General features: G+C 59.2%; 23 protein-coding genes and 2 pseudogenes. 15 read left to right on the top strand and 10 right to left on the bottom strand.

The window, feature by feature from the left end; all coding sequences use genetic code 11:
- Both ACRESJ_RS34080 and ACRESJ_RS34085 read right to left on the bottom strand, forming a co-directional pair.
- Positions 1-104 (bottom strand): hypothetical protein (locus ACRESJ_RS34080; RefSeq protein WP_431761831.1); only part of this gene is annotated, 104 nt, incomplete at its 3' end.
- An 87-nt stretch (positions 105-191) separates the two neighbouring features.
- On the bottom strand, positions 192-413 hold the full coding sequence (locus tag ACRESJ_RS34085) for a hypothetical protein (RefSeq protein WP_431761812.1): 222 nt from the start codon (positions 411-413) through the stop codon (positions 192-194).
- Here ACRESJ_RS34085 and ACRESJ_RS34090 point away from each other — a divergent pair.
- Positions 412-867 carry a DUF721 domain-containing protein gene (locus ACRESJ_RS34090; protein WP_431761813.1) on the top strand — a complete coding sequence of 152 codons (456 nt, stop codon included), beginning with the start codon at positions 412-414 and terminating at the stop codon, positions 865-867. The genes ACRESJ_RS34085 and ACRESJ_RS34090 overlap by 2 nt on opposite strands.
- A 102-nt stretch (positions 868-969) precedes the next feature.
- On the opposite strand, the gene ACRESJ_RS34095 is transcribed toward ACRESJ_RS34090, so the two are convergent.
- A complete protein-coding gene (locus ACRESJ_RS34095; RefSeq protein WP_431761814.1) occupies positions 970-2,457 on the bottom strand; it encodes a helicase HerA-like domain-containing protein in 1,488 nt (495 codons plus the stop codon).
- A 189-nt stretch (positions 2,458-2,646) separates the two neighbouring features.
- Here ACRESJ_RS34095 and ACRESJ_RS34100 point away from each other — a divergent pair.
- The 5 genes and pseudogenes from ACRESJ_RS34100 to ACRESJ_RS34120 all read left to right on the top strand — a co-directional run.
- Positions 2,647-3,678 (top strand): annotated as a pseudogene (locus ACRESJ_RS34100) (HAMP domain-containing protein); the annotation flags it as partial.
- A gap of 93 nt (positions 3,679-3,771) precedes the next feature.
- The gene (locus tag ACRESJ_RS34105) at positions 3,772-4,536 is read left to right on the top strand and encodes a methyl-accepting chemotaxis protein (protein ID WP_431761832.1); all 765 of its coding nucleotides are present in this window, start codon (positions 3,772-3,774) and stop codon (positions 4,534-4,536) included.
- A 223-nt stretch (positions 4,537-4,759) separates the two neighbouring features.
- Positions 4,760-5,880, top strand: a pseudogene (locus tag ACRESJ_RS34110) (glycosyltransferase family 4 protein).
- A complete protein-coding gene (locus ACRESJ_RS34115) occupies positions 5,873-6,649 on the top strand; it encodes a DUF2334 domain-containing protein (RefSeq protein WP_431761815.1) in 777 nt (258 codons plus the stop codon). Before ACRESJ_RS34110 ends, ACRESJ_RS34115 begins: the two are co-directional and overlap by 8 nt.
- Positions 6,646-7,641, top strand: coding sequence for a lysylphosphatidylglycerol synthase transmembrane domain-containing protein (locus tag ACRESJ_RS34120; protein WP_431761816.1), 996 nt, complete (start codon positions 6,646-6,648; stop codon positions 7,639-7,641). Before ACRESJ_RS34115 ends, ACRESJ_RS34120 begins: the two co-directional genes overlap by 4 nt.
- On the opposite strand, the gene ACRESJ_RS34125 is transcribed toward ACRESJ_RS34120, so the two are convergent.
- Together ACRESJ_RS34125 and purU are read right to left on the bottom strand one after the other, a co-directional pair.
- Entirely contained in the window at positions 7,628-7,804 is a 177-nt protein-coding gene (locus ACRESJ_RS34125; protein ID WP_431761817.1) for a hypothetical protein, read from the bottom strand. The two genes, ACRESJ_RS34120 and ACRESJ_RS34125, sit on opposite strands and share 14 nt — an antisense overlap.
- A gap of 86 nt (positions 7,805-7,890) precedes the next feature.
- Positions 7,891-8,739, bottom strand: coding sequence for a formyltetrahydrofolate deformylase (gene purU, locus ACRESJ_RS34130; protein WP_431761818.1), 849 nt, complete (start codon positions 8,737-8,739; stop codon positions 7,891-7,893).
- Between the two features lie 336 nt (positions 8,740-9,075).
- Here purU and mvaT point away from each other — a divergent pair, with 336 nt between their 5' ends.
- Positions 9,076-9,453: a histone-like nucleoid-structuring protein MvaT gene (mvaT, locus tag ACRESJ_RS34135; protein ID WP_007933316.1), complete on the top strand. Its 378-nt coding sequence runs from the start codon at positions 9,076-9,078 to the stop codon at positions 9,451-9,453.
- 97 nt (positions 9,454-9,550) lie between these two features.
- On the opposite strand, the gene sbcB is transcribed toward mvaT, so the two are convergent.
- A complete protein-coding gene (gene sbcB, locus ACRESJ_RS34140) occupies positions 9,551-10,981 on the bottom strand; it encodes an exodeoxyribonuclease I (RefSeq protein ID WP_431761819.1) in 1,431 nt (476 codons plus the stop codon).
- Between the two features lie 185 nt (positions 10,982-11,166).
- Here sbcB and ACRESJ_RS34145 point away from each other — a divergent pair, with 185 nt between their 5' ends.
- From ACRESJ_RS34145 to ACRESJ_RS34170, 6 genes are read left to right on the top strand one after another with little or no spacing between them, the layout of a single operon-like run.
- Positions 11,167-11,892, top strand: coding sequence for an RDD family protein (locus ACRESJ_RS34145; RefSeq protein WP_431761820.1), 726 nt, complete (start codon positions 11,167-11,169; stop codon positions 11,890-11,892).
- Positions 11,889-12,866 (top strand): stage II sporulation protein M, encoded by a 978-nt coding sequence (locus ACRESJ_RS34150; RefSeq protein ID WP_431761821.1) that lies wholly within the window; start codon positions 11,889-11,891, stop codon positions 12,864-12,866. Before ACRESJ_RS34145 ends, ACRESJ_RS34150 begins: the two co-directional genes overlap by 4 nt.
- Positions 12,853-14,397, top strand: coding sequence for a DUF4129 domain-containing protein (locus ACRESJ_RS34155; protein ID WP_431761822.1), 1,545 nt, complete (start codon positions 12,853-12,855; stop codon positions 14,395-14,397). Before ACRESJ_RS34150 ends, ACRESJ_RS34155 begins: the two co-directional genes overlap by 14 nt.
- The gene (locus ACRESJ_RS34160) at positions 14,394-15,560 is read left to right on the top strand and encodes a DUF4350 domain-containing protein (RefSeq protein WP_431761823.1); all 1,167 of its coding nucleotides are present in this window, start codon (positions 14,394-14,396) and stop codon (positions 15,558-15,560) included. The genes ACRESJ_RS34155 and ACRESJ_RS34160 overlap by 4 nt, the downstream gene beginning before the upstream one ends.
- A complete protein-coding gene (locus ACRESJ_RS34165; RefSeq protein ID WP_431761824.1) occupies positions 15,557-16,558 on the top strand; it encodes an AAA family ATPase in 1,002 nt (333 codons plus the stop codon). The genes ACRESJ_RS34160 and ACRESJ_RS34165 overlap by 4 nt, the downstream gene beginning before the upstream one ends.
- Positions 16,555-17,886 (top strand): DUF58 domain-containing protein, encoded by a 1,332-nt coding sequence (locus ACRESJ_RS34170; RefSeq protein WP_431761825.1) that lies wholly within the window; start codon positions 16,555-16,557, stop codon positions 17,884-17,886. Before ACRESJ_RS34165 ends, ACRESJ_RS34170 begins: the two co-directional genes overlap by 4 nt.
- An 18-nt stretch (positions 17,887-17,904) precedes the next feature.
- Here the strand turns inward: ACRESJ_RS34170 and ACRESJ_RS34175 are convergent, their stop codons facing one another.
- Positions 17,905-18,264, bottom strand: coding sequence for a PilZ domain-containing protein (locus ACRESJ_RS34175; RefSeq protein WP_431761826.1), 360 nt, complete (start codon positions 18,262-18,264; stop codon positions 17,905-17,907).
- A 245-nt stretch (positions 18,265-18,509) separates the two neighbouring features.
- Complete coding sequence (locus tag ACRESJ_RS34180; RefSeq protein WP_431761827.1) at positions 18,510-18,893, bottom strand: tetratricopeptide repeat protein; 384 nt, start codon at positions 18,891-18,893, stop codon at positions 18,510-18,512.
- Positions 18,894-19,212: 319 nt separating this feature from the next.
- Between ACRESJ_RS34180 and pyk the strand changes: the two genes are divergently transcribed.
- Positions 19,213-20,664: a pyruvate kinase gene (gene pyk / locus ACRESJ_RS34185; protein ID WP_431761828.1), complete on the top strand. Its 1,452-nt coding sequence runs from the start codon at positions 19,213-19,215 to the stop codon at positions 20,662-20,664.
- 516 nt (positions 20,665-21,180) lie between these two features.
- On the opposite strand, the gene ACRESJ_RS34190 is transcribed toward pyk, so the two are convergent.
- Positions 21,181-22,116 (bottom strand): iron-sulfur-binding ferredoxin reductase, encoded by a 936-nt coding sequence (locus ACRESJ_RS34190; protein WP_431761829.1) that lies wholly within the window; start codon positions 22,114-22,116, stop codon positions 21,181-21,183.
- Positions 22,109-23,215, bottom strand: a complete 1,107-nt coding sequence (locus ACRESJ_RS34195) for a diguanylate cyclase domain-containing protein (RefSeq protein WP_431761830.1) — start codon at positions 23,213-23,215, stop codon at positions 22,109-22,111. The genes ACRESJ_RS34190 and ACRESJ_RS34195 overlap by 8 nt, the downstream gene beginning before the upstream one ends.
- A 299-nt stretch (positions 23,216-23,514) precedes the next feature.
- Between ACRESJ_RS34195 and ACRESJ_RS34200 the strand changes: the two genes are divergently transcribed.
- Positions 23,515-25,038, top strand: a complete 1,524-nt coding sequence (locus ACRESJ_RS34200; RefSeq protein WP_150703003.1) for a fumarate hydratase — start codon at positions 23,515-23,517, stop codon at positions 25,036-25,038.
- Positions 25,039-25,193 lie beyond the last annotated feature (155 nt).

A 25,193-nucleotide genomic window follows, 5' to 3' on the forward strand; every position in this document is an offset into this window, starting at 1 on the left:
ATTTGCTCTTCGAAGGCATTGACGAGTTGCACCGTCTTGAGCATGCGTTTGACTTCACGCTCGTTCTTGCTTCCAAAAAGTTTCTTTAACAAAGGCGCAAACATATCGGCAGGATCTTCCACACTAAAGGGATGGAGGGCGGCCCCGTGAGTCGCCCGTGCAGCCCTCATGGCCGCATGCGAACGAGCATTCTACCCGGAAACGGTGGTGAGGAAAGTGGCGATATTCCACGATGCTGGCACTGCGCTTTGACGGGGCTCACTTAAAATAAGGGCGTTTTGCTCAACTTCAACCCATTCAGGGAAGAAGTTAGTTGTTGATTTAATGGGCAAAGCGCCAACAAAAGCAATGGGCGAGTGCATCCGGTGCTTTCTGGTACCAGGGTGGCTCTGGTACTTCAGGTGTCTGATCATGGCATTTCGCCCTCTTACGGCCAGAGCACCCGCCATTCTGCTTCGCGAAGCCAAGCCACTCAAAGCCATTCTCGGCCACGCTCAACGCCTGGGTCATTTGCAACGCCTGCTGGAAAGCCAGTTGCAACCTGCTGCGCGCGAGCATTGCCATGTAGCCTCGTGGCGCGAAGGCAGTTTGTTGTTGATTGTCACTGACGGACATTGGGCAACTCGCCTTCGTTACCAACAAAAACGCCTGCAACGACAATTGCAGATGTTCGACGAGTTCGCCAGCCTCACGCGCATTCTGTTCAAGGTGCAGCCGCCTACCGTCCAGCAAGGTGCCGCCGGGCATACCATGGATTTGTCCAATGATGCGGCGGCGACCATTCAGGCAACGGCCGATGGTATCAGTGACCCGAACCTGCGGGCGGCGCTGGAGCGGTTGGCGGCGCATGCCAGACCCAAACCCTGAGAACACCACCCCACCTGTGGGAGCGAGGCTTGCCCGCGAAGAGGCCCTTGAGGGCGCTAAAAGCTTCGCGGGCAAGCCTCGCTCCTACAGAGGTGGGGGTGTTCAGCGACGTTTATTGCCACCTAACAATGAGCCCATCAATCCACGCACCAACTCGCGGCCAAGCTTATTGGCCGCCTGTCGCATCGCCGATTTCAGGGCCTGTCCCGCCGCCGTGCCAAGGAACTCCCCAGCCTGTTCGGTGAAGCTCGGCTCTTCGGCTGCCGACTTGCCCGGTGCCGCCTCGGGTTCCGGCGCCAGGCCCTTGCGCCCCATCAACACTTCATAGGCCGACTCGCGATCGATCGGCTTGTCATACCGCCCCTTGCATGGCGAACCGGCAATCAGCAGCGTGCGCTCTGTCTCGCTCAGCGGCCCGATCCGCGACTGCGGTGGCGCCACCAGGACGCGCTGGACCATCTCCGGCGTGCCCTTGTCCTGCAAGGTACCGACCAGTGCCTCGCCGATGCCAAGCTCGGTCAATACCGACAGGGCATCGAACGCCGGGTTCGGTCGAAAACCGTCAGCCACTGCCCGCAGGGACTTTTGCTCCTTGGCGGTAAAAGCGCGCAAACCGTGCTGGATGCGCAAACCAAGCTGCGCCAGTACATCATCCGGCAAGTCACCCGGTGACTGGGTGACGAAATACACACCCACGCCTTTCGAGCGGATCAGCCGCACCACTTGCTCGAGGCGATCCTGCAACGCCTTGGGCGTACCGGCGAATAACAGATGCGCTTCGTCAAAAAACAACGCCAGCAGCGGTTTGTCCGAATCACCTCGTTCCGGCAATTGTTCAAACAGTTCGGCCAGCAGCCATAAAAGGAACGTCGCGTAGACTTTCGGCGCTTCATGCACCAGCCGACTGGCATCCAATAGATGAATGCGTCCACGGCCATCAATCGTTGGCTGCAGAATGTCTTCGAGTTGCAACGCCGGTTCGCCAAACAGCGCCTCGGCGCCCTGCTGTTCCAGAGTGGCCAGGCGCCGCAGCAGGGCCTGGCTGGAACCGGTGGTCATCAGTGCCGCGTCGTCACCGAGCAGCTCCGGATGCTCCTTGAGGTGATTGAGCAACGCCTTGAGGTCTTTCAGGTCCAGCAGTAACAAGCCTTCACGGTCCGCCACCTTGAACGCGGCGTACAGCGCCGACTGCTGGCTGTCGGTCAGCTCCAGCAGACTGCCCAACAGTAACGGTCCCATTTCACTCAAGGTTGTGCGCAGTGGATGACCGGATTGACCGTGAATGTCCCACAAGGTCACCGGATAAGCCTGAGGTTTGTGGTTCAACCAGGGCATCCCGGCGATCCGCTCGGCGATCTTGCCCTGGGGATTGCCAGCGGCACCCAGACCGCACAAGTCTCCCTTGATATCGGCAGCGAACACCGCCACGCCGGCGTCGCTGAACGCTTCGGCCAGTCGCTGCAACGTGACGGTCTTGCCGGTCCCGGTAGCACCCGCGATCAACCCGTGACGGTTCGCCAGACGCATGGCCTGAGCGATCGGCTGCCCCGCGAGATCAGCGCCGATAACAAGTTGCAATGAATCAGGCATTTGGTCACCCATGGTTAATCTTTGGCCCTACACGGCCGATAGAAATATCGACAAGGCAGACAGACAGAATCTGTCAGACATTTCCCTTAAGGAGCGAAGGAAATATCACTTGCTTTCAACATTGCCCATTCTGCGTTCCTTTATAAAAGCACGCGCTGGACATTAAGACCTTAGCGGAACACCCAAGCCATGAACAAAAATCTACGCTTCAGCCATAAGATCCTGCTTGCCGCCGCCCTCATCGTCATTGCCGCCTTTGCCTCGTTCACCCTGTACAACGACTATTTGCAGCGCAACGGCATTCGCAAAGACCTGGAAAACTATCTTCAGGAAATGGGCAGGGTCACTGCCGGTAATATCCAGACATGGCTCTCCGGTCGCGCCTTGCTGGTCGAGAACCTGTCTCAAACCGTTGCACTGAACCCTGACGCCGATAACGTCGACAAACTGCTGATACAGAAGGCCGTGACATCGACCTTCATGGGTGCCTACCTGGGTAACAAGGATGGTTCGTTCATCATCCGCCCGGACAGCAAAATGCCCGATGGTTATGACCCTCGCGCCCGCCCTTGGTACAAGAGCGCACAAAGCGCCAGCGGTTCGGCGCTGACCGAACCCTACATCGACCTGGCCTCCGGTCAATTGGTGATCTCCATTGTCGACAGCGTCATCAAGGACGGTCAAAACATCGGAGTCGTCGGTGGTGACCTGAGCTTGCAAGTAATTGCCGACAGCCTTAAAGCGCTGGACTTCGACGGGATGGGTTATGCCTTCCTTGTCAGCTCGGACGGCAAGATTCTGGTGCACCCGGACAAAGCGCTGACAATGAAGGCCCTCAAGGATGTGTACCCTCAGGACACACCCGCCATTAGCAGCCAATTGAGTGAAGTCCAGGTCGACAGTAAAACCCGCATCGTGACCTTCACCCCGATCAAGGGGCTTTCATCGGTCAACTGGTACGTCGGCCTTTCGGTGGACAAGGACAAAGCCTTCGCCAAACTCAACGAATTCCGCACCTCGGCAGTCATTGCCACCATCACTGCCGTGGCAATCATCATCGCCTTGCTGGGCATGCTGATTCGTATTCTGATCCAGCCGCTGAACGTGATGACCCGCGCCATGGCCGATATCGCCGACGGCGAAGGCGACCTGACCAAGCGACTGACCATTCAGAACAACGACGAATTCGGCAGCCTTGGCATCGCGTTCAACCGCTTCGTCGAGCGCATCCACGGCTCGATCCGCGAAGTGTCCTCGGCCACCGGCCAGGTCAATGAAGTCGCCTTGCGGGTAGTAGCCGCTTCAAACTCGTCGATGTTCAACTCCGACCAGCAAGCCTCGCGCACCAACAGCGTCGCCGCCGCGATAAACCAGCTCGGCGCCGCGGCCCAGGAAATCGCCCGCAACGCCGCACAGGCGTCAAATCAGGCCAGCGACGCCCGCAGCCTGGCCGAAGACGGTCAGCAAGTGGTGGATCGCAGCATTGTCGCCATGAATAAACTGTCGACCATGCTCAGCACGTCGAGCACCAACATCGAATCGCTGAACAGCAAAACCGTGAACATCGGGCAGATTCTCGAAGTGATCACCAGCATTTCCCAGCAAACCAACCTGCTGGCGCTCAACGCAGCGATTGAAGCAGCACGGGCCGGTGAAGCCGGACGCGGGTTTGCCGTGGTGGCCGATGAAGTGCGCAATCTGGCGCACCGCACCCAGGAGTCGGCGCAACAGGTGCAGACCATGATCGAAGAGCTGCAAGTGGGTGCCCGTGAATCCGTCAGCACCATGAGCGATAGCCAGCGCCACAGCCAGGAAAGCGTAGACATCGCCAACCTGGCCGGTGAACGCCTGAACAGCGTGACCCTGCGCATCGGCGAAATCGACGGCATGAACCAGTCAGTGGCGACCGCTACCGAAGAGCAGACGGCAGTGGTTGAGTCGATCAACGTCGACATCACCGAGATCAACACGCTTAACCAGGAAGGTGTGGAAAACCTGCAATCGACATTGCGGGCATGCTCGGATCTTGAACAGCAGGCTGCGCGGTTGAAGCAGTTGGTAGGCAGTTTCCGTATCTAACTTCTACCCCGCCCCCCTTCGCCTGATCGTTCCCACGCTCTGCGTGGGAATGCAGCCCGGGACGCTCTGCGTCCCAATCAAGAGCCGAACGCTGAGCGTCCGCTGAGGCATTCCCACGCAGAGCGCGGGAACGATCCCACTTCGCTGATACCCCACCCGCGTAACCCCAACCGAACATCTATTCTTCATTAAGGTCAACCAAGGAGAACAACGGACCGGAGGGATGTTCATCGTGCATATCGCTGACATAACCATGTTCTACGCCCCTGCCAGCGGTGGCGTGCGCACTTATCTGGATGCCAAACACCATCGCCTGTGTACCAGGCCGGGCACTCGCCACAGTTTGTTGATCCCTGGGGCTATGTCCAGTGAACACGATGGCATCTACACCGTACCAGCCCCCGCCCTGCCCTTCGGCAAGGGTTACCGTTTCCCACTCCGCCTCGCCCCCTGGCGAAATGTCCTGCACGACCTGCAACCCGATCTGATCGAGGTCGGCGACCCTTACCTCACTGCCTGGGCAGCGCTCGATGCACGCCGGCAACTGGATGTGCCGGTGATTGGTTTCTATCACTCGGATCTACCACTGCTGGTCAGTAACCGGATGGGCAACTGGGTGACCACCAACGTTGAAGCTTATGTCAGCAAGCTCTACGGCAACTTTGACCGGGTGCTGGCGCCGAGTCGGGTCATGGCGGACAAACTGATCGGTCTGGGGGTGAAGAATGTTTTCGTCCAGCCGCTGGGGGTCGATTTGCAAACCTTCCATCCCGATGCGTGCGACCCAGGCTTGCGAGCCGAACTGGGCCTGGACGAAAACACTCACCTGCTGATCTTTGCCGGGCGCGGTTCCAAGGAAAAAAACCTGCCGGTCCTGCTCCACTGCATGAAGCGCCTGGGCGGCGGTATCACTTGTTGTTGGTCGGCTCGTCCATGCCGACGGCGGTACCGGCCAATGTCACGGTCATCGATGAGTTCTGCCCCGCCGCACAAGTCGCACGCCTGATGGCCAGTGCCGACGCATTGCTGCATGCCGGCGACCAGGAAACCTTTGGCCTGGTAATACTCGAAGCCATGGCCAGTGGCATTCCGGTGATCGCGGTGGCGGCCGGCGCCTTAGAGGAAATCGTCACCGATCAATGTGGCCTGTTGTGTGCGCCGAATGACCCGCTGGCGATGGCCAGCGCGGTTCGCGAACTGTTCACCCAAGGCAGCGCCACCCTTGGCCTGCAGGCGCGGCGTCATGTTGAACGACATTACGCCTGGGACACCGTGGTCAACAGTTTGCTCGGTCACTATCACGCCGTGCTGGGCAATCAATGGCCGCGAGCGGCCAATGGTTGAGCCCATGAACGCGCCCAGCCTGTTATTGGTGCTGCACGATGTCGCACCGCAAACCTGGGCCGATTACCGGCCCTTTGTCGAGGCCGTCGACGCCCTTGGCAACGTGCCGATGACCTGGCTGGTGGTGCCTGATTTCCACAAGCACAACGATCTGCAAGCCCATCCAGACTTTCGCCACATGCTGACCGAACGTCTTGAGCTTGGCGATGAACTGGCGTTGCACGGCTATTTTCATTGTGATGACGGACCTATGGCGAGCAATCCCCGGGAATGGTTCATGCGTCGGATCTATACCCACGAAGGTGAGTTTTATGGCCTGTCCCCAGAGGCGGCCCTTGCCCGGCTGCGCGCTGGCATTGACCTGTTCCAGCGCTACAACTGGTCGCTGCACGGCTTTGTCGCGCCGGCCTGGCTGATGAGTGAAGGCACGCGCCAGGCCTTGCGCCAACTGCCATTGAGCTACACCAGCGATCCACAACATCTCTATCGCCTGCCAGAGTTCACGGCAGTGGATGCCCCTGGGCTGGTATGGAGTGCGCGCAGTGCCTGGCGTCGCGGATTGTCGAAGCTTGTCTGTGATCAGCGCGAACAACGCTGGCGACAAGCGCCGGTCATTCGGCTTGGTCTGCATCCGGTAGACATGCGACATGAGTTTTCGCGGACCTATTGGCTACAAACACTCAAGCGCCTGCTTGCTGATGGACGAGTCCCCATGACCAAGGCGAACTGGCTGGCCCTGCAAAAACAACACGTGGAACGCGCCGCGTGAGCCGCGCCATATTGCTGTTGATCGGCCTGCTCGCCGCAGTGCTGATTCCCTGGCTATTGGGCGGGAGTGAAACCTGGTCGCGGTTAAGCAAGTTTCCGCTCAATGAGTTACTGGTCATGTTCGGCATGATCCTGCTGTGCTGGCTAGTGAACACGCTACGCCTGCGTATGCTGCTCGGCGATCAGCGCCACAAGGTCAGCCCGATCAAAAGCCTCGGCGTGGTGATGGCCGCCGAATTTGCCTACTGCGCAACGCCCGGGGGCAGCGGCGGACCGCTGACCATCATGGCCCTGCTGGCACGCAGCGGCGTGCGTCCGGCCAGAGGCAGTGCCGTGTTCGCCATGGACCAATTGAGTGACTTGTTGTTTTTCCTCTGCGCACTCAGCGGGATTCTGATTTATGCGCTGTTCCAGCACCTCAGCCAGCGTATGGAATGGCTGTTGATCGTCAGTGCGGTGTCGATGTTCGGTGGCTTGATCAGTTGCGTGCTGGTGGCGCGCTACCACCGCATGCTGATTCGTCTGGGCGGCCGGATGTTGGCGCGTCTCAACGTCCAGCCCACTACCCGTATGCGCTGGGCGCGAAAACTCCTGCACTTTCTGGCAGCGTTCACTGACACGTTGAAGCTGCCCCTCCAGACATTGATCACCGTATTTGGCCTCACTTGCCTGCATTGGATCTTGCGCTACAGCGTGCTGTACCTGGCGTTACGCGGGCTTGGAGCAGACTTGCAATGGGCCTGGTGCTTTCTGATCCAGATGCTTTCACTGAGTGCGGGGCAGTTCAGTCTGTTACCCGGAGGAGCCGGGGCGGCAGAACTGACTTCGGCGGCGCTGTTGGCGCCCATGGTGGGAAAGTCCACGGCAGCGGCCGCGATTCTGATTTGGCGGGCGGTGACCTACTACTTCTATTTGCTGGTCGGGGGGCCGGTGTTCTTATTGATGCTCGGACGCCCATTGCTGAAGAAGCTGATGAAGTTCAAGCAGGCTTAGGTGAATCGTCGGGATCTTGCTGCAACTGCTCCCACAACTCGGCGGCTCCCGGAAATTCGGTGCCATCTTCCGGGCTCATGTCATCGGGATCGTAACGGCTCAAACAACCCTCACCCAATGTGGCAGGAGCTTTGGAAGTCGCTTTGTCCAGTGGATCGGCCATGGTCATGTCCTCGATGCAGAAACGGCGAAGGGCCTGAAGCGATTGAACGCCCAGGCCCTTCGATTTTCAACCCTGTCGTGCTGAGATCAGAACACCACAGTCTTGTTGCCGTGCACCAGCACCCGGTCTTCCAGGTGATAACGCAGACCGCGGGCCAGCACCATTTTCTCGACGTCACGGCCGAAGCGCACCATGTCTTCGATACTGTCGCTGTGGCTGACACGCACAACGTCTTGCTCAATGATCGGGCCAGCGTCCAGCTCTTCGGTCACATAGTGGCAGGTAGCACCGATCAACTTCACCCCACGCATGGATGCCTGGTGGTACGGCTTGGCGCCGACGAACGAGGGCAGGAAGCTGTGGTGAATGTTGATGACCTTGTGCGCATATTCTCTGCACAACTCAGGCGGCAGGATCTGCATGTACCGCGCCAGCACCACGACTTCGGCATCGTGCTGCTTGACCAAGCGCGAGACTTCGGCGAACGCCGGCTCCTTGTCCTGCGGATTGACCGGCACGTGGTAGTAAGGAATACCGTGCCATTCGACCATGCTGCGCAGGTCGTCATGGTTGGAAATCACACAGGCGATTTCACAGTCCAGTTCATCACTGTGCCAACGATGCAGCAAGTCGGCCAGACAGTGAGATTCGCGGCTGGCCATCAGCACCACGCGTTTTTTCTGCTCGGTATCGGTGATGCGCCAGTCCATCGAGAACTCTTCGGCAATCGGCGCAAACGCTTCGCGCAGGGCTTCGATACCGAAGGGCAGCGAATCGGCACGAATTTCGTGACGCATGAAGAACCAGCCGCTCTGGTTATCCGAGTGATGGCTTGCTTCAGTGATCCAGCCGTTATGGGACGCCAGAAAGTTACTGACTTTGGCAACGATGCCGACGCGGTCCGGGCAAGAAATCACCAGCCGAAAAGTGCGCATGAGGGGGAAACTCCAGAACTTCGCAAAGGTGGCCATTCTAGCGATTGCGCAGAAAAACTGCAGTATTGATGACGTGCAGCGCCGCCCGAGGGTGGCCGACAAGGTTCTTGCTCACGTATGAGGCCGTGTATCAAGCGTGTAGTTAGCCATCTACAAGCACGCGTTTGTAAACATCTGTAGCACAGGTTCAAACTATTTAACTGCATCTGCAAGGTGTACAGAATTTCATCGTGATTTAACTAAATAAACCCGGTTGAATGTTTACTTGATGAAACACCCTGACTATTATTGCCGCACTGTCCCCTGCCATTCAAAGCATCACATAAGGTAGTAACCATGTCCCTGATCAACGAATACCGCGCCACCGAAGAAGCTATCAAAGAGCTGCAAGCCCGTTTGAAGAACCTGTCCCAAGACGACAAACTGCAAACCGAGCTGGAATTCGAAGGCAAACTGCGCACTCTGATGGGCGAATACTCCAAGTCCCTGCGTGACATCATTGCTTTGCTGGATCCAGAATCCAAAACCAAGGCACCACGCGGCGGCGCAGTGAAAACTACCGGCACCAAGCGTGCTCGCAAAGTTAAACAATACAAAAACCCGCACAACGGCGAAGTCATCGAAACCAAAGGTGGCAACCACAAGACTCTGAAAGAGTGGAAAGCCAAGTGGGGCGGTGACGTGGTTGAAGGCTGGGCTACCCTGCTGGGCTAAGCCGCAACGCTTGTCGCAGACAACTCTGCGAAAAAAAACGCCAGCAAATCGCTGGCGTTTTTTTATGCCCGGAAATTATTGTCAGACATTTTCGTTTTCAAAGATCGAATCGTTTGCGTAATACCTGGACATACTCCTGCCATTCATTGAGAACCTGTTGCTGATATGGCGTCGCAGTAACATTCCATTGGGCTGCGGCCTCTGCAAAACTTTCCAGGGTATTCGGCGCCCCGGTTTCAGGATCTGACAAACGTTTCTGACAGAATAATCGCCAGCGTTGTTGCTCTTCGAAACTCAAGGTTTCAGGAAAGTTACGTGCGCGATATCGAAACAATAATTCGGGCAAACGTTCATCATCGAAAGGCCATTGCTCTTGTGCTAATTGCGCTGGATCGACCGTGCGGACTTGTTCGCAAAGACGCCGATCGCGGTCACCGATAAAACCGTCGTATAACTGTTGTTCGGGGTCCTGGCTGACAGAAAAATCTTCACGGGTATAAATGGCCGCAACTTTATCCCGCCAGACTTTCTGCGTGTCACTTAGCCGCAGGGCACGCTGCTGATACAGCGCCATATCCAGCCCAAGCCGTTGCTGGTCTTCGGGGCGAAGTACCGACAAAGGCGCCACCACCGGGCACTTATTGATATGAACAAGCTTGAGCGGTACCGGCAGTTCACCTTCGGCCAGATCATCGCGACGGGTGTACAAGCGCTGACGCAAGGTTTCGGCGTCCAGATCAAGCAAGCCCTGAGGGTCCAGGTGCAGGTCGCAGACAATCAGGGCGTTCTTGTTACGCGGGTGCCAGGCCAGAGGCAACACCACCCCCACATAGCTGCGCGTCGCGGAAAAACGTCCGGAAATATGCACCATCGGCTGCAACAGTCGAATCTGGTCCATCACCTTTTGCTTGCTGCGCAACTTGAACAGCCAGTCATACAACTTCGGCTGTTTTTCCCGAATCAAACGCGCCAGGGCAATCGTGGCACGAACATCCGATAGCGCTTCGTGGGCATTGCCATGATCGAGGCCGTTGGCGGCGGTCAGGCGTTCGAGCTTGAGCGTCACCCGCCCTTCATCATCCGTAGGCCAAACGATACCGTCAGGACGCAAGGCATAGGCAGCACGCACCACATCGATCAGATCCCAACGGCTGTTGCCGCCCTGCCACTCCCGAGCGTAAGGGTCGAAAAAGTTGCGGTACAGGCTGTAGCGGGTCATCTCGTCGTCGAAACGCAAGGTGTTGTATCCCGCACCGCACGTGCCAGGCATTGCCAGTTGAGCATGCACCCGAGTCATGAAATCGGCTTCGCTCAAACCCTGTTCGGCCAGCTTGCCAGGGGTAATGCCGGTGATCGCGCAGGCCGCCGGGTGCGGCAGGATATCGTCGCTGGGCTGGCAATAGAGGTTGACCGGCTCGTCTATTTCATTGAGATCGAAGTCAGTACGCAGCCCCGCCATTTGCAGGGGGCGATCGCAACGGGGGTTGATGCCCGTCGTTTCATAGTCGTACCAGAAGATGGAGGTCACAGGCGTTTCCTGAGCTGAAGATCGACGAAGTCTAGGCGCTCACGTCCTGCTGGGGCCAGCAATCTTGTCATCCCAACACCTCTGGTTACTTTTCCGGCAAAACATTGTTATGTCGTTTTCCCCGGTGGGGCTGCTAGCATCGGGTGAAGAGACAATCCCGACCAGGCCACATCATCAGGTTGCCCATGCTCGAGAACACAGCACTGCAAAGGAAAGCGACGCTGTCACCGCCTCTGGATACGCGGTATCAAGTCGAAACGCCCGAAGGCATCGACTTGCCTCTGCGACCGGCCGGGTTGATGGTCCGTGCGCTGGCGTTCGCCATCGACCTGGCGCTGCGCGGTTTGATCCTCGGCATGCTGTTCATTGTGCTGGCCATGCTCGGAAAGCTCGGTGCGGGGTTGGGTTCACTGCTGATCTTTGCAGTGAGCTGGTGGTACATGGTGCTGTTCGAAGTGCTCCGCCAGGGTCGCTCGCCGGGCAAGCAACTGATGGGCCTGAGGGTGGTGCACGACGACGGCACGCCCATTGGCTGGTCCGCGTCACTGCTGCGCAACCTGCTGCGTTTCGTCGACCTGCTGCCTTTCGGATACTTCCTCGGTGCGATCAGTTGCCTGCAACATCCCAGTTTCAAACGCCTGGGCGACATCGCCGCCGGCACGCTGGTGATCTACCGCGAACAGCCACTGAGCCGACCGCAACTCCCTCCCGCACAGCCGCGTCGCCCGCCCTTCACCCTAACCTTGACCGAACAACGCGCCATCCTCGGATTCGCCGAGCGTCAGGCTGAACTCTCCGCTGCCAGGGCCAACGAGCTTGCATCGATCCTCGCGCAACCGTTGCAAGTACCAGCGCCGCAAGCCGTGGCCGAACTCAACGGTATCGCCCGCGGGCTATTGGGTCCGACATGAAGCAGAATCTTTTCGAACATCGACACATGGCCGAATGGGAACAGTTCGCCCTGCTGCTGGAGCGGCTGGAGCGGGACAGGAACGCCAAGGGAGCCGAGAGTTTCCCCGGGGATTATCGGCGAATCTGCCAACATCTGGCGCTGGCTCAAGAACGCGGTTACAGCAGTTTTCTCATCGACTCATTGCAGCAACAGGTCCTGCGCGGGCATCAACAACTGTATCGCCATCGCAGCCGGCTGGGCGTCAATGTACTGGCTTTCATCCTTGCGGACTTTCCACGGCTGGTGCGCGAACAGTGGCGCTTTGTCCTTGCCGCCTGCCTGATGTTCTTCGGCAGCCTGATCGGCATCGCGCTGCTGGTGTATCTGTACCCGGATCTGATCTACAACCTGATGCCAGCCGAACAGGTCAGTGAAATGCAGAGCATGTACGACCCCGACGCCGGTCATCTGGGGCGCTCGGCGGAACGGGCGGCCAGTGAAGACTGGGTGATGTTTGGCTACTACATCATGCACAACATCGGGATCGCCTTTCAGACCTTCGCCAGCGGTTTGCTGTTTGGCCTGGGCAGCGCGTTTTTCCTGTTCTTCAATGGTTTGACGATCGGTGCAGTGGCCGGGCACCTGACGCAAATCGGCTACGGGCAGACTTTCTGGTCATTCGTGATCGGCCATGGCGCCTTCGAGTTGACCGCCATAGCTCTGGCTGGAGCCGCCGGCCTGCAACTGGGCTGGGCATTGATAGCACCGGGACGCCTGCCTCGATCGGAAGCTTTGCGCCTGGCGGCACGCAAGAGCGTGCTGCTGATTTACGGGGTCATGTTGTTCCTGCTGATTGCAGCCTTTATCGAAGCTTATTGGTCGTCGATGACGACGCCGACGCCCATGACCAAATACCTGGTGGGCGCAATGCTTTGGTTGCTGGTCGCGGTTTATCTGCTGTTTGCCGGACGGTCGCGCCATGCGCCTGAGTGATGCCAGCGTAGTAATCCGCCCCCGCCCGACCTGGGAGGCCATGGACATGGGGGTGCTGTTGAGTCAGCGCCACCGTTACCTGCTGATGACCAGTTGGGCCATCCTGACCCTGCCGGTTTTTGCGCTGCTGAGCTGGTTATTCTGGGAATCACCCTCCCTCGCGGTATTCATTTTCTGGTGGCTGAAACCGGCGTTCGACCGCCTGCCGCTGTACATCCTGTCCAAGGCCATGTTTGGCGAAACACCCACATTGAAACAGGCGCTTGCGCATTGGCCGCGGCTGCTCAAGCCGCAACTGCTGGTCAGCCTGACCTGGCGGCGTTTCAGCTTGAGCCGCAGCTTCCTGTTACCCGTGGTGCAGCTCGAAGGCCTTGGTGGTGAAGCGCGCCAACAGCGTATTCAGGTACTGCTGCAGCGCGATGCCAGTGCGTCGCGATGGCTGACGATCATTGGTGTGCATCTGGAAAGCGCGCTGTGGATAGGTTTGATGGTGCTGTTTTACCTGCTATTGCCGCAACAGGTCGCCATCGATTGGAGTTGGCAGGCGTTGATCACGGCTGCCACTCAGGACTGGCGCTGGCTGGAACATCTGACCAATGCCTTTTACGCACTGGTACTGGTGGTATGGGAACCGATTTATGTGGCTTGCGGTTTCAGCCTGTACCTGAATCGACGCACCGTACTTGAAGCCTGGGATATCGAACTGGTGTTCCGCCGCATGCGCCAACGCTTGAACGGCGCAGTCGTTGCACTGTTGCTGTCAGCGATTGTGTTGATACCGACAGGACAAGATGCCTGGGCCGTTGAACCCGTCCTCACCCCCGACAGCCCACGCCTGCTGCAACAACCACTGACCAGTCAGGCATCCCGGGACAGCATCAAGACGCTCCTCGATCAGCCGCCGTTCAAGAACAAGGAAACCGTGACCCGTTATCGATTTGGCGAGGACAAGGCAGCCACCGACACTTCGCAAGACGACGACACACCTCAGTGGCTGAGGGCGCTTTTCCAGCTGTTTGACAGTCAGCAGTTCAGCACGGTGGCCACGCTGATCGAAACCTTGCTCTGGACGATCGTGATCACAGCCATCGGCTTGTTGATCTGGCATTACCGAGACTGGTTAAAAGCCTATGTGAGCCGTCGTCCCAAACAACGGAAGAAAACTCCGCGGCCACCCGCGCAACAGGCATTCGGCCTGGACCTGGACCGCGACACTCTACCCACCGATGTCGCAGCCAGTGCCGAAAGCCTCTGGCAGAGCAATCCTCGAGAGGCCCTGGGCTTGCTCTATCGCGCGCTGCTCAGCCACTTGCTGCACGACTTCAACATAGCGCTGAAAGCCGCCGACACCGAAGGCCAGGTGCTGGAGCGCATCGAGCAACTGCACCAACCGGCCTTGCTGGCCTTCAGCAAAAACCTGACCGGGCATTGGCAGAACATGGCCTACGGGCATCGCCTGCCCCCTGCGCAACTGCAACAGGAACTGTGTGACGGCTGGCGTGCGTTGTTCGGCCCTGGAGCGGTGCATTGAACCGACGTGGCTGGCTGCTGATACCCGGTGTACTCATCGCCGTACTGCTGGTCGCACTCAGTGTGTATCTGTACATCAAAGCCACACCCTATCCGGCAGAAATCGATCACGGCCCCTCGCCTGAGGCGCAGGCCAATCCCTACCTGGCCGCCGAACACTTCCTGCGCAAGCAGGGCCTGACTGTCAGCCATGCCAACAGCCTCGATGTCCTGCCAAGCCTGGAGCCCCATCAGCACAGCCTGTTGTTGCTCGGCGACCGCTACAACATGACCCCACGGCAAATCGATCAAGTGATGAACTGGACCCGGGCCGGTGGGCGCCTGTTGTTCGTCGCCCAATCGTTATGGGATGAAAAGACCGGACAAAGCAACGACCTGCTGCTGGACCGGGTACAACTGCACCAATCCTTGAGCAAAGACCTCAAGGACCCGCCAGCCGATGTCGCCAGCGACCCCTTTCCCAAATTGACCAAGCTGTATCTGGAAAACGAAGACACCCCGGCATATGCCAGCTTCGACACCGCCTTCCATCTCGAAGACCCGAAGAACCGCGCCCAGGTCTGGGCCAACAGCGGCAAGGCCACGCACATGATGCAGCTCAACCATGGGCTCGGTTCGATCATTGTGGTAACCGACGCCGACCTGTGGAAAACCCCGGCCATCGATCAATACGACAACGCCTGGCTGCTCTGGTATTTGACCGCGGATACCGATGTGACCCTGTTGTTCAATACAGATCACGACAATTTGTGGACGTTATTGCTGCGTTACTTTTCCCAGGCGCTGGTCGCCTTGATTGCCCTGATCGGCCTGGGTCTCTGGCATGTCGGAATGCGCCATGGGCCACTGCAGGAACCGGCGCCGAAAGCGCGGCGACAACTGCTGGAACACCTGCGCGCCAGTGCCGACTTCATGTTGCGTCGCAACGGTCAGCACAGCCTGCTGCAAGCGCTGCAGCAAGACATTCTGCGCCGCATCCGTCGTCGCCATCCTGGCTATGACCAACTCGGCGTTGCCGAACAATGGCTGGTGCTCTCACGTCTGACCGGCCAATCCACACGCGCGATCAGCCAGGCCATGGGGCCGCGGCCCAAGCAGCGACTTTCCAGTGCGGAGTTCAGCCGTCAGGTCGCCCATCTGCAAACCTTGAGGAACGCTTTATGAGTGAACCGATCGAGCCCGATGTCCCCGATCACGCCGTCCAGCAACGACAACGTGCCAGCCAACTGGCTCAGGCTTTATGCACCGAACTGCAAAAAGCCGTGATCGGCCAGAACAGCGTCATTGACGATGTGCTCACGGCGCTGATTGCCGGGGGCCACGTACTGCTCGAAGGCGTGCCAGGGTTGGGCAAGACTTTGCTGGTGCGGGCGCTGGCGCGCTGCTTCGGTGGGGAGTTTGCGCGCATTCAGTTCACGCCGGACCTGATGCCCAGCGACGTTACCGGCCACGCGGTGTACGACTTGCAAACCGAGCAATTCAAACTGCGCAAAGGGCCGCTTTTCACCAACCTGTTGCTGGCCGACGAGATCAACCGCGCTCCAGCGAAAACCCAGGCGGCGCTGCTCGAGGCCATGCAGGAACGGCAGGTCACCCTTGAAGGCCGCGCACTGCCGATCGCGCAACCGTTCATGGTGCTCGCCACGCAAAACCCCATCGAACAGGAAGGCACTTATCCGTTACCCGAAGCCGAGCTGGATCGCTTCATGCTCAAGGTACGCATGGATTACCCCGATGCCGAGCAAGAGCTGAACATGGTGCGCCAGGTCAGCCGCTCGACCCGCGCCGACATGCTTGATGTACAACCGATGCGTACGCTGTTGCAGGCCAAGGATGTGCTGGCCCTGCAACGCATTGCCAGTGACCTGCCGCTGGACGATCAGGTGCTCGATTATGCCGTGCGCCTGGCCCGCGCCACCCGTAGCTGGCCCGGTTTGATCCTCGGAGCCGGCCCGCGCGCATCCATTGCACTGGTGCGTTGCGCCCGCGCCCGAGCCTTGCTGCGCGGTGGTGAGTTCGTTGTTCCGGATGACATCAAAGGCTGCGCGCTTGCAGTGTTGCGCCATCGTGTGCGCATCGCGCCGCAGTTGGATATCGAAGGCCTGGATGTCGATCAGGTCCTCCTGCAATTGCTCGACCAAGTGCCGGCGCCGCGCCTGTGAAACCTTCACGCCTGATGCTCGCCTGGCTACTTGTTTTGCTGGCCTGCGGCATTGTGGAGGGCACTTTTCGGGCGTTGGGGTTTGCGGTTCCAGCGAACCTCATGGCGATCAACTGGGGATTGCTCCTGGCACTGCTGACCTTGGCATTGCTTGATGCCGTGCGCGTCAAGCGCCTTCCTTCGCCTCGACTGAAACGCCAGTTGCCCGGCAGCCTGGCGCTGGGCCGATGGAGCGAAGTGCAGCTGACGCTCGTACACGACTTTTCACAGCCGTTGAACGTTAAGCTGTTCGACCACGTGCCATCAGGCCTGAGTTTCGAAAACCTGCCACTGACGGTCCAACTGCAACCGGGCCAGCACAGCTTGGCCAGCTATCGCCTGCGCCCGCTCAAACGCGGCCACTTCAGTTTCGAACACTGCGAAATCAACCTGCCAAGCCCCATGGGACTCTGGTCTGACAGACGCCTGCTCGACCTTCCCGACGCCACTCGCGTATACCCCGACTTCGCCCGCCTCTATGAAGGGCAGTTGCTGGCGGTGGACAACTGGCTCAGCCAGCTCGGCGTACGCCAGAAACAACGGCGGGGCCTGGGCCTGGAGTTTCATCAGTTGCGCGAATTCCGTGAAGGCGACAGCCTGCGCCAGATCGACTGGAAAGCCACCGCCCGCCAGCGCACGCCCATTGCCCGGGAGTATCAGGACGAACGCGATCAACAGATCATTTTCATGCTCGACTGTGGACGCCACATGCGCAGCCAGGATGATGAGCTGGCGCATTTCGATCACGCCCTCAACGCCTGTTTATTGCTCAGTTACGTCGCCCTACGCCAGGGCGATGCCGTCGGACTCAGCACCTTTGCCAGCGAATCACCACGCTACCTGGCTCCGGTCAAAGGCCTGCATCAACTCAATACCCTGCTCAACACGGTCTATGACTTGAGCAGCAGCCAACGCAGCGCCGACTATCAAGCGGCGGCTACGCAACTATTGGCACGACAAAAACGCCGGGCACTGGTGGTGCTGGTGACCAACCTGCGTGATGAGGACGACGAAGAGTTTCTGAGCGCCGTCAATCGCCTTGGTAAGGCGCATCAGGTGATCGTCGCCAGCCTCAGGGAAGATGTACTCGACAGTTTGCGCCACGCACCGGTGCAGACTTTGCCGCAAGCACTGGCCTACTGCGGCACCGTCGATTACCTCAGTGCACGAGCCGAGCACCATGAGCGGCTGACCGCCCATGGAGTGTCGGTGCTGGATGCACGTCCGGCAGAGTTGGGGCCTGCGCTGGTGACGCAGTACCTGGGGTGGAAGCGTGCCGGAAAGCTTTAGTCCGACCAGTGGTATCAATCAGGCCGAAGCCGACAACGGCAGGAAACTGAAATACTGCTTCAGTGCCTCCACCAACTGCCCATACTCCGGCGGCGCGCGATGCAGGCTGAAACCGGCGTCATAGTGGAGTGGGTTTGCGTCTTCGTGGCACCACAGGCAACACCCCCGCAGGTCGATGACCTGTTGGCGTCCATCGCCAACGGGGATCTTGAGGCGCAAGTCGAAGTCGGCGCCGATCATCATCGGTAACTGACTGATGAGCATCAGCCCGTCTTCGGAGACGTTACCCAGAAAGCCGATGGGCTTGTCAGTGACGCGGTTGAATACTTTCAGAAAATACGGCAGTTGATGCCGCTCGATCCGGCGGTGGGTAAACATGCTGAATTCGCTACGCAAGGCCCTTAAGCTGGGCCGCACTAATGCTTCGGAACAGGCATGCCTTTTATTACGCAATAGGCAAAGCAGCCCGCTCTCCCCGATCCTGGTGCGACAGTCCATGAACCGCTGCCACTTACTCCTGCCGATCACAGGTGTTACCTCGGTTTAGAGAAAACACTCTAAACCGGTCTAATGCACTATAGCTCACCGTGGTCTGTCGGCCAGCTATTGAATGACAATCATAATCAGAATTGCGTCGGGCGAACCGCAGCGGCACTGCGCAGCGGATAATGGCCCAGGCTCTGCAAGGTTTCCAGACGGGCACGGGCGCGGTAGGCGTACTCGCTTTGCGGATACGATGCGATGATGAACTGATACGTCTGGGCCGCGTCGATAAACATCTTCTGCCGTTCCAGGCACAGGCCGCGCATCATCGACACTTCCGGCCACACATAAGACCGCGCGCGACTGTCGCGTTCAACCTTGGACAGTTCGAGCGTTACTTGCTCGCAATTGCCCCGGTCATAGGCGCTGTAAGCATTGTTCAAGTGATGATTCATTGCCCAACGGGTACAGCCCGTGGCACTGAGGACGCCGACGGCAAGGGCAGCAATGAGTACGAATCGCATGGGGATCTCCTGTCTTGAACGCTGTATCGACCCTTTGGCGGAAATCTTCAGGCTGTCTGGCGTAAAGTTGCGGAGTTCAATAATGAGGGCACGCCCCCTACTGTAGGAGCGAGCTTGCTCGCGATGGGCTTCAGAGCACCGTGTGTATCCAGAAAGCACGCGTCATCGTTGACCTCCATCGCGAGCAAGCTCGCTCCTACAGTGATCACTGGCATTGGGCATTAAACAAGTTCTTCACAAAAAAGTAGTGCAACCGAACAATGACTACACCCCCGGACCATAGTAGCCTCACTCAGCGCTTGAACTCAGGAGTCTTTGCATGTCCGTCCGTCGTACCAAAATCGTTGCCACCCTTGGCCCGGCCAGTAACTCGCCGGAAGTTCTCGAACAGCTGATTCTGGCTGGCCTGGACGTCGCCCGTCTGAACTTCTCCCACGGCACCCCCGACGAGCACAAGGCTCGCGCGCAGCTGGTGCGTGACCTGGCCGCCAAGCACGGTCGCTTCGTCGCCCTGCTGGGCGACCTGCAAGGCCCGAAAATCCGTATCGCCAAATTCGCCAACAAGCGCATCGAGCTGAAGATCGGTGACCAGTTCACCTTCTCCACCAGCCATCCGCTGACCGAAGGCAACCAGCAAGTGGTCGGCATCGACTACCCGGACCTGGTCAAGGATTGTGGCGTGGGCGACGAGCTGCTGCTCGATGACGGTCGCGTCGTGATGCGCGTCGACACCGCCACCGCTACCGAACTGAACTGCACCGTGACCATCGGCGGCCCACTGTCGGACCACAAAGGCATCAACCGTCGTGGCGGTGGCCTGACCGCTCCGGCCCTGACCGAGAAAGACAAGGCCGACATCAAGCTCGCCGCCGAAATGCAGGTCGACTACCTCGCCGTGTCCTTCCCACGTGATGCCGCCGACATGGAATACGCCCGTCGACTGCGCGACGAAGCCGGCGGTACCGCCTGGCTGGTGGCGAAGATCGAACGCGCCGAAGCCGTGGCCGACGACGAAACCCTCGACGGGCTGATCAACGCCTCTGACGCTGTAATGGTTGCCCGTGGTGACCTGGGTGTGGAAATCGGCGACGCCGAGCTGGTGGGCATCCAAAAGAAAATCATTCTGCACGCACGCCGTCACAACAAGGCCGTGATCGTCGCGACCCAGATGATGGAGTCGATGATCCAGAACCCGATGCCGACCCGTGCCGAAGTGTCCGACGTGGCCAACGCCGTGCTCGACTACACCGACGCCGTGATGCTGTCGGCGGAAAGTGCTGCAGGTCAGTACCCGCTCGAAGCCGTGCAAGCGATGGCGCGCATCTGTGTCGGCGCTGAAAAGCACCCGACCGGCAAGACCTCCAGCCACCGCATCGGCAAGACGTTCGAGCGCTGTGACGAGAGCATCGCCCTGGCCACCATGTACACGGCCAACCACTTCCCGGGCGTGAAAGCGATCATCGCGTTGACCGAAAGCGGCTACACCCCGCTGATCATGTCGCGTATCCGTTCGTCGGTGCCGATCTACGCCTTCACTCCACACCGCGAAGCCCAGGCCCGCGCGGCGATGTTCCGTGGCGTGTACACCATCCCGTTCGACCCGGCGTCCCTGGCGCCGAACGAAGTCAGCCAGAAGGCGATCGACGAGCTGGTCAAACGCGGCGTTGTGGAAAAAGGCGACTGGGTCATCCTGACCAAGGGCGACAGCTACCACACCACCGGCGGCACCAACGGCATGAAGATCCTGCACGTTGGCGACCCGCAGGTCTGATTGACCCGCTGAAAAGCAAAAGCCCCGGCATGTGAGTGTCGGGGCTTTTTGGTTTCTGGATTTTGTATTGCCTTAGAGGGCCTCTTCGCGGGCAAGCCCTAATGCCAGTCAGTTAAGCGATGAAGGTCAACTGTAGGAGCAGCCGGTCGACGCTCGATTGCTCGCGAAAAACATTAACGATAACGCGAAAATTCTGAATGAACGCGGCGTCCTGAAGTTTTTCGCGAGCAAGCTCGCTCCTACAAATGCCTTAACTGACCGGCATTAGGGCTTGCCCGCTCCCACAGGGGGCGTGGCTCGGTCGCAGAATTTGAGATCAATCGAAAAACAGAGTGGCAGCAGCTAGCTCCCACAAGATTTTGAATCGTACTCAATTTTTGGGGCCGACGCGGTAACTGTGGGAGCTGGCTTGCCAGCGATGGCGGCGGCACATTCGACATCTTATTTGAAGGTGATGGCCTCTTCGCGGGCAATCATCGCTCCTACAGGAATCATGGTTGGTCACAGAATTTGCGCTCAACCCCGGGTCAGGAAGACATCGGCCAGCAGTTGATTACGCGGCAACCCCGCCAGGTACAGGCGTCGGGCAAAGGTGTCGACGCTGTCGGGGGCTCCGCAGAGCAAGGCCAGGGTTTGCCGGGAAACCAGCCGCAGTTGCGCCAAAGCGGCGGGCAGCTCAGCCGGGGTCCACAGTTCGATATTCAGGTTTTCGCGACTGGCCGCCATGGCTTGCAGGGGCTTGGCCAGATAATGCTCACTGGCATCATGGGCCAGGTGAATGACGCGGATCTCCCCCTGGTGATCCTGACGCAATGCTTCACGCAACACCCCGAACAACGGAGCCAGCCCGGTGCCGGCAGCCATCAGCCACAGCGGTCGGGCATGCCAGTCCGGATCGTAATGCAAGGCCCCGCCGCGTAACTCACCGAGGCGAATCTGATCACCGATGTTCAACTGACGGGCCGCGTCGCTGAATTCGCCGGGCAATCGGCAATCAAGGTGAAACTCGAGAAAGCGGTCTTCCTCCGGCAGGCTGGCGAGGGAATACGGCCGCGCCACATTACCGCTCCACAACACCAGATGCTGGCCGGCGCTGTAGCGCAAAGGCCGCTGGGGAGTCAAACGCAAGCGCAACACATTGGCACTCAGCCAGTCGACAGCCGCAACCTCAGCCGGGCGACCGTCCTGTTGCGGATCGAAGGTGTGTACCTGCAAGTCCTCGACCACCTGACACTGACACGCCAGACGCCAGCCTTGCTGGCGTTGTTGTGCGCCCAAGGCATCGGGACGCCTGTCACTGGGCAGCCCTTGCACACACTGAACCAGGCAGGCATGGCAACTGCCGGCACGACAGCTATAGGGCACCGCCACGCCGTTCTGATTCAGGGCATCGAGCAGATTGCTGCCCGCGGCCACCGACCACTGGCGATCGCCAACGCGTAATTCAGGCATCGGCGTTTTCCCACGCGGCCGCGCAGCGGTTACGGCCATCACGCTTGGCGCGATAGAGCGCCTGATCGGCCCGCTGCAAGGCGTCGTCGAGGTCATCCCCCAACTCCAGTAGGGTCATGCCGGCGCTAAGGCTGAGACTGCCAACCTTCAAGCCGACCAATTCGACATCCGTGAACGCAATGCGCAACCGCTCGCAGCACGAGGTCAAACTGTCGGCATCGCAATCGGGCAGCAGCACCACGAATTCTTCACCGCCGTAACGGGCCAGAACGTCGCCGTCGCGCAAGCACGCATTGGCCACGCCGGCAAAGGCTTGCAGCACCTGATCGCCTGCCGCATGGCCGTGTAGATCGTTGATGCGCTTGAAGTGATCGAGGTCGATCAGCGCCAGGCCATGTACGACGCCCGCATCCATGGCTTTCAGCTCTCGGGAGGCCAGGCGCAGGAAATGCCGACGATTGAACAGCCCCGTAAGTTCGTCGGTCGCTACCAGGTCTTCGAGCTGGCGCATCATCCCGCGCAGCGTGTCCTGATGCGCCTGCAATGCAAAACGCCGTTGACGCATGCGTTGGCGCGAGGCCTGGACGTAACCGGCATAAAGCACCAGCCAGACCAGCACAATCAACAACACGCACACCTGCAGCGCGGCCAACGCCGGATCGGGTAGCTGGAAGTGGTAACCCTCCCACAACGTGATCGAGCTGAAACTAAAGAACACCAGCAACGAACATCGTAGAAATGCACGACGGGACAAATGAAACAGGCCGAACAGCAGGATCAATACATAGAAGACCAGAAACGCCCCACGGGCGTCGCCCAAGTGCGCGATCAGCCAGGTTTGCCAACCCAGCCCCAGCAACACTTGGGCTTCGGTCAGGCTGGGGTCGGCGAAGCGCAGGTTACAGCCGCTATAAAACAGTGCGAACAGCGTTGCCTGGCTGATCACGACCAATGCACTGCCGATGGCCACGCCCGTCAGCGTGTCCTGATAGTGCCCGGTGAAAAACGCCAGCCAAAGCAACAGCAATGCCAAGGCATAAGTGCCGGCCGCGAGGGCGAATCGTTTAAGCAACAGGCGCTGGATGGCGTTATGGGTCAATCGTTGACTCACCAAATGAAAGGAGACTGACAGAGCGTCCTACTCTACAGACCGTGTGTCACTTTAGTGGCGTGGCCGATAAATGACCATTCAATTTTCTGTAGCCGCTGATCGCACCCTATAAGACCAACGTTTGACCACCGGCGCGTGTGCCCTTGAGCGAGGCGCGCTATACTGCCGCGCCTTTTTAGCGTCGCGCCAGCATGCCGGCGTGCCTTGAAAGGTGCTTGCAACCGACCGATACACCCAAGCTGCAAGCACCTTATTGAATGTTCCCGTCTTTTAGAGGAGCGCGACTCATGACCGTGATCAAGCAAGACGACCTGATTCAGAGCGTTGCCGACGCCCTGCAGTTCATTTCCTACTACCACCCCGTGGATTTCATCCAGGCGATGCACGAAGCCTACCTGCGCGAAGAATCGCCAGCGGCCCGCGACTCGATGGCACAGATCCTGATCAACTCGCGCATGTGCGCCACCGGCCATCGTCCGATCTGCCAGGACACCGGCATCGTGACCGTGTTTGTCCGCGTGGGCATGGACGTGCGTTGGGATGGCGCCACCATGAGCCTGGACGACATGATCAACGAAGGCGTTCGTCGCGCCTACAACCTGCCGGAAAACGTCCTGCGTGCTTCGATCCTCGCCGACCCGGCGGGTGCTCGCAAGAACACCAAGGACAACACCCCGGCCGTTATCCACTACTCCATCGTTCCGGGTAACACCGTGGAAGTGGACGTGGCGGCCAAGGGCGGCGGTTCCGAAAACAAGTCGAAAATGGCCATGCTCAACCCGTCCGACTCGATCGTCGACTGGGTTCTGAAGACCGTTCCGACCATGGGCGCCGGCTGGTGCCCACCGGGCATGCTCGGCATCGGCATCGGCGGCACCGCCGAGAAAGCCGCGGTGATGGCCAAGGAAGTGTTGATGGAGTCCATCGACATTCACGAGCTCAAGGCTCGCGGCCCACAGAATCGCATCGAAGAAATGCGCCTGGAGCTGTTCGAGAAGGTCAACCAGCTGGGCATCGGCGCCCAGGGCCTCGGCGGTCTGACCACCGTGCTCGACGTGAAGATCATGGACTACCCGACCCACGCAGCTTCCCTGCCGGTGTGCATGATCCCGAACTGCGCCGCCACCCGTCACACGCACTTTGTGCTCGATGGTTCCGGCCCGGTTGCCCAGGAGGCGCCACCGTTGGACGCCTACCCGGAAATCGTCTGGGAAGCGGGTCCGTCGGCTCGTCGCGTCAACCTCGACACCCTGACCCCGGAAGAAGTGCAGAGCTGGAAGCCGGGCGAAACCGTCCTGCTCAACGGCAAGATGCTCACCGGTCGCGACGCTGCGCACAAGCGCATGGTCGAGATGCTGAACAAGGGCGAAACCCTGCCGGTGGACCTCAAGGGCCGCTTCATCTACTACGTCGGCCCGGTTGATCCGGTGCGCGAAGAAGTCGTTGGCCCGGCAGGTCCTACCACCGCCACGCGGATGGACAAGTTCACCCGTCAGATCCTCGAGCAAACCGGCCTGCTGGGCATGATCGGCAAATCCGAGCGCGGCCCGACCGCTATCGAAGCGATCAAGGACCACAAAGCTGTTTACCTGATGGCTGTTGGCGGCGCGGCTTACCTGGTGGCGCAAGCCATCAAGAAATCCCGCGTTGTCGCTTTCGCCGAACTGGGCATGGAAGCGATCTACGAGTTCGACGTCAAGGACATGCCAGTCACCGTAGCGGTCGACAGCAAAGGCGAGTCCGTACACATCACCGGTCCTGCCATCTGGCAACAAAAGATCAGTGAAAGCCTGGCGGTAGAAGTGCAGTAAGCATTTCGACCGATCCGAAAAAGGCGACAGGGCTATCCCCTGTCGCCTTTTTTATTACCTGAAATTGCTCCCCCAGCAGGAGCTGCCGCAGGCTGCGATCTTTTGATCTTGATCAGCAGCGTTCTCAAAACGGCCCAAAGATCGCAGCCTGCGGC

Source organism: Pseudomonas sp. (assembly GCF_050739655.1).
GTDB lineage: Bacteria > Pseudomonadota > Gammaproteobacteria > Pseudomonadales > Pseudomonadaceae > Aquipseudomonas.